Source organism: Bradyrhizobium sacchari (genome assembly GCF_002068095.1).
In the GTDB taxonomy this organism is placed as follows: Bacteria; Pseudomonadota; Alphaproteobacteria; order Rhizobiales; family Xanthobacteraceae; genus Bradyrhizobium; species Bradyrhizobium sacchari.
In genome coordinates this window covers 133909-138387 of record NZ_LWIG01000009.1, presented here as the reverse complement: position 1 = coordinate 138387, position 4479 = coordinate 133909, and the positions used below count along the sequence as shown (strand labels likewise).

General features: G+C 64.4%; 5 protein-coding genes and 1 tRNA gene. 3 read left to right on the top strand and 3 right to left on the bottom strand.

The features are described from left to right. The coding region (locus A5906_RS43505) for an L-threonylcarbamoyladenylate synthase (protein WP_210189978.1) at window positions 1-622 on the bottom strand (622 nt) is incomplete at its 3' end. 68 nt (window positions 623-690) lie between these two features. Here A5906_RS43505 and A5906_RS13315 point away from each other — a divergent pair. Then, window positions 691-767, top strand: a tRNA-Pro gene (locus A5906_RS13315). Window positions 768-1229: 462 nt separating this feature from the next. Beyond that, the gene (locus A5906_RS13310; protein ID WP_080135647.1) at window positions 1230-2204 is read left to right on the top strand and encodes a tripartite tricarboxylate transporter substrate binding protein; all 975 of its coding nucleotides are present in this window, start codon (window positions 1230-1232) and stop codon (window positions 2202-2204) included. 32 nt (window positions 2205-2236) lie between these two features. On the opposite strand, the gene A5906_RS13305 is transcribed toward A5906_RS13310, so the two are convergent. Then, complete coding sequence (locus A5906_RS13305; protein WP_080135646.1) at window positions 2237-2563, bottom strand: hypothetical protein; 327 nt, start codon at window positions 2561-2563, stop codon at window positions 2237-2239. Window positions 2564-2764: 201 nt separating this feature from the next. After that, window positions 2765-2989, bottom strand: a complete 225-nt coding sequence (locus A5906_RS13300; RefSeq protein ID WP_080135715.1) for a hypothetical protein — start codon at window positions 2987-2989, stop codon at window positions 2765-2767. Between the two features lie 236 nt (window positions 2990-3225). Here A5906_RS13300 and A5906_RS13295 point away from each other — a divergent pair, with 236 nt between their 5' ends. Then, a complete protein-coding gene (locus A5906_RS13295; protein ID WP_080135645.1) occupies window positions 3226-4179 on the top strand; it encodes an N-carbamoyl-D-amino-acid hydrolase in 954 nt (317 codons plus the stop codon). The last annotated feature ends 300 nt before the right edge of the window (window positions 4180-4479 follow it).

Below are 4479 nucleotides of genomic sequence, written 5' to 3'. Positions count from 1 at the left end.
CCGCCTCGATCCGTTCGCGCGAGAGCCCGCCGGGACGGAGCAGCATCGGCGTCTCAAAGCAGCCGACAATGGTCGATTCGACGCCGACGTCGACCGGCCCGCCGTCGACGATCAGGTCGATCCGCCCGGCAAGATCGCTCTCGACATGGGCGGCGAGGGTCGGCGAGATGTGACCGGAGATGTTGGCGGACGGTGCCACCACGGCGCCGCCAAAGGCGCGCAGGATCGCCTGCGCCACCGGGTGGGCGGGAATGCGGATCGCGACGGTGTCGAGGCCGGCGGTCGCGAGATCCGCCACGGGGCAGTCCTCCGTCTTCGCCACCACCAGGGTCAGCGGCCCCGGCCAGAACGCCTCCGCAAGCTTCATTGCGCGGGCGTCGAACCGGCCGATCCGCCGCGCAGCGGCGATATCAGGCACATGGGCGATCAGCGGATTGAACGCCGGCCGTCCCTTGGCGCTGTAGATATGGGCAACCGCGGCGGCATTGGCGGCGTCCGCGCCGAGCCCGTAGACCGTCTCGGTCGGGAACGCGACCAGCCCGCCGGCCGCAAGCGTCCGGGCGGCGGCCCCGGCGGCGGCCTCGCCAGCCGGTAAAATCAGCGTTTCAAGACCCGTTTTCACAGGGACAAAATTCCTCATCTCGGCCGCTTGCGGTGCGCCAAACCCGACGCTATAAGCCGCCTTCTTGTCGGAGTGTGGCTCAGCCCGGTAGAGCACTGCGTTCGGGACGCAGGGGTCGCAGGTTCGAATCCTGCCACTCCGACCATTCTTCCAAAAGTTGACGTTTTCCAGAGGCTTGGCGGACCAGCCGCCGACGCCTCGGAAGCCTTTTTGCAACGATTTTCGGGGCAGGTCCACGGCCGATTTGGCCCTAGCAGGGGCGCCTGTTGCGGTGGCATGGCTGATGATGCGCCGGGATCAATGGTCCGGCATTTTGCGGTCGGTCATAGGGCAAATCGCCGTGAGCGAGCCGATCAAAAAGCGCCGCCGGGCAAGGACCGCCACGGGTCTTCGCGACGCTGATTGCTGATTGCCGCGCTGGGGGAGTTCGAAGCAACCATCGCCCCGCTGCGGTCTGCATTTGTCTCACGAGCGGCCGCGGCCTACCAAATACCTGCGCTACGGATAATCGGTTGCCCTCCGGTCAGGCCGGCGGCTAGATGAGCGCGCAGTCGATCGCGCGTCAGAGAGTGCGATCGGCCAATAACAAAAAGCAGGGCTGGAAATCATGAACAAGAAAATCTTCGCGCTCACCACGGCTTTTGGCTTTGCGGCTTGCGGGTCGGCCTGGGCCGCGTGGCCGGATGACAAGCCGATCGAAGTCGTCGTCGGCTTCGCGCCCGGCGGCGGTACCGATGTCATGGCGCGCAAGCTTCTGCCCTTTGTCGAGCGCGCGCTCGGCGGCAAGGCGAAGTTCGTCGTCCTGAACAAGCCCGGCGCCGGCGGAGAGATCGCGTTTGCTTCGGTCGCGCGCGCGGCGCCCGACGCCTATGCGATCGGTGTCGTCAACGTGCCGGGCTACAACCTCCTGCCGATGACCCGCAAAACCCAATACACCACGGATGAAATCCGGCTGGTCGCTCGCGTCGTCGAAGATCCGAACGTCATGGTGGTGCCCGCCGACGGCAGATTCAGCAATCTGCCGGATGTCGTTGCCGCACTTCGCAGCAAGCCGGGTTCGGTGACCTTCGGTCACAACGGAGCCGGCACCAACGGTCATCTGGCCATTCGCATGCTCGCAGCAGCCGCGAAGGTCGAACCGAACGAGATCTCCTACAGAGGAACGGCCGCTCAGCGGACCGATCTGTTGGGCGGGCATCTGGACGTCGGGATGGTCACTCTCAGCGAGATTCCCGAGCTGCATGGCACCAACAAGGGGCCACTTCGCGTCATCGCGATTCTGTCGAAGAAGCGCTTTCCGGCGCTGCCGGGCGTTCCGACGGCAGAGGAGGCGGGCTTTTCGGTCACGACGACGGCGGAACGCGGCTTCGCGGTCCCGAAGGGAGTTCCGGACGGCATCGTCAAGAAGCTGGAGGCCGGAATTGCCGACGGCCTGCGCAATCCCGAATATTTGGGGGGTTCGCCTGGCGACGAGCCGGTGATCGCGTTCCTGCCTGGCGCCGAGTGGCAGAAACATCTCGATGATATGTCCGCAGCTTTGCGTCCTTACGCCGAGCAGATGCGAGCAGACGAGCGGAAGTGATCGATCCTGTCGTAGTCGCCGTTGTCGCGAGCCTACCGCCGCGCCACCAGCACGCCCAGCAAGAACGCCACCATCAGCGACGGCAGCGGTGCCTCGCGCACCATGCCGCGCACGATGTCCGTCCAGTGCTGCTCCGGGACCAGTCTTGGCGACCTGACTTCGGGCGTCGGAGGGATGTCCCAGTGTGATGCGAGCTCAGAGATCTCGCTTTGCGCGAGCTGCACGCCGTCGCGGACGCGGAAGATGGCGGCCTCCGATCGCTCGCGCGGGGCGAGCGTCATCACCGTCGCGATCGCGGTGCGCAACGTCATCTCGCCAAAACCCTGCAACCGCACCGACTCCTCGGGATCGGACGTCATGCGATCGTCCTCACGAGGCGAAATGGCGCGCGATGGTGAAGGCCGCCGTCGCACACAGGACCAGCGTGGATACCGCGCCGGCCACGCCGCGCGCGAGATGGGCTCGCGTCAGGTGTCTGGTCATGATCTTGCTCCATGCTCAGCATGGAAATGGCCCCGAGCAAGGTTGGTTCCTGCGCGACGCGCGAATCGGCGGGCCGGCTACTTCCGCAGCAGCTCGCTCAGCGCCGCCGTCGCCTCCGCGCAGCGGATGTCGTCGATCTCGCGCGACAGGCGGAGCGCGCTCGATCTCAGCTCTTCGAGCTTCCAGTTCTCCGGATTTTGGTTTTCGAGCTGGCTGAGACGCTTGTTGAGGTCATCAAGCCTGGATTGGAGCTGCCCGATGCTGGCGGCCCCATTCACTTTCCAAACGCGTTGTGCGCGCATCGTCATTCCCCTGACAGTCTCACGGCGTTGTGAGAGCGGTTCGTGGCCGCAATGGGAGTTTCTTTTGTCCGGCTTCAGACCGTGGGGAACCGTTGCAGATCGGCAACGGAAGTTCCTCAATGAGGCATGCCGGCCGGGCTTGCTCTTGCGTGGCGCGCGTCAAAGGCGCGGAATCTGCATGTGCGCGATCACGACGGCGCTGGTAGCGCACGTCTGAAAAAGCGAAGGACAGACGCGTGGCGAGATTTGTGAATGTGGCGGCCGGCCAGCTTGGCCCGATTGCGAGGCGCGAGAGCAGGGCCGAGGTGGTGGCGCGCTTGATGGCGTTGATGCGGCAAGCGAAGGCCAATGGATGCGACCTGATCGTCTATCCCGAGCTTGCGCTGACCACCTTCTTTCCGCGCTGGTATTTCGAGGATCAAGCCGAGATCGACAGCTTTTTCGAGCGCGAGATGCCGGGGGCGGACACGCGAGCCCTGTTCGAGCTCGCCCGCGAGCTCGGCATCGGATTTTACCTCGGCTATGCCGAGCTGACGGTCGAGGCCGGCAACATCAGGCGTTACAATACCTCCATTCTGGTCAACAAGAGCGGCGCGATCGTCGCGAAGTATCGCAAGGTCCATCTGCCCGGCCATGCCGAGCACGAGCCGTGGCGCAAATTCCAGCATCTGGAGAAGCGCTATTTCGAGCCCGGCAGCGGCTTTGGCGTCGTCGATGCGTTCGGCGGTATGATGGGAATGGCGATCTGCAACGACCGCCGCTGGAGCGAGACCTACCGCGTGATGGGCCTGCAGGGCGTCGAGATGGTGATGATCGGCTACAACACGCCGGTGCACAATCCGCCCGCGCCGGAGCATGACGATCTCTCGCTGTTTCACAATCACCTGGTGATGCAGGCCGGCGCCTATCAGAACGGCACCTTCGTGGTCGGCGTGGCCAAGGCCGGCGTCGAGGAGGGCGTCGACCATATCGGCGGCAGCTGCATCATCGCGCCTTCCGGCGAGATCGTGGCGCGATGCACGACCAAGGGCGACGAGATCGCGCTCGCCCGCTGCGATCTCGATCTCTGCAATTCCTACAAGCGCACGACGTTCAATTTCGACGTTCACCGCCAGCCGCGGGCCTATGGGATGATCGTGGAGCGGAAGGGCGTGGCGACGATGGCGGATGGAACGCCGGTGAAGGGGTGATGCTTTCTCCTTCGTCATTCCGGGGCGATGCGAAGCGTCGAGCCCGGAATCCATCAGGCCGCAAGACCTGCCGCTCGATGGATTCTCAGATGCGCAATTGCGCATCATAGTTCGTCGCTTCGCGCCGCCCCGGGGTCGACACTGGAAAGGGCCGGTGTTTCGCTTCGTCGTCAACCCCTGGCGCCAAAAATATTCCACTTTATCGAAATTCGGATTTGTCGTATGTGTCGCCCATCCCGGCTCATCCTTGAGGGGCGATCATGTGGTCGTCATGTTTGCGAGCCGGGGCTTGCGGTGGAC

Coding starts and splice junctions, on each gene's coding strand:
- A5906_RS13300 (WP_080135715.1), bottom strand. CDS start 2,989: ATGCGCGCACAACGCGTTTGGAAAGTGAATGGGGCCGCCAGCATCGGG.
- A5906_RS13310 (WP_080135647.1), top strand. CDS start 1,230: ATGAACAAGAAAATCTTCGCGCTCACCACGGCTTTTGGCTTTGCGGCT.
- A5906_RS13305 (WP_080135646.1), bottom strand. CDS start 2,563: ATGACGTCCGATCCCGAGGAGTCGGTGCGGTTGCAGGGTTTTGGCGAG.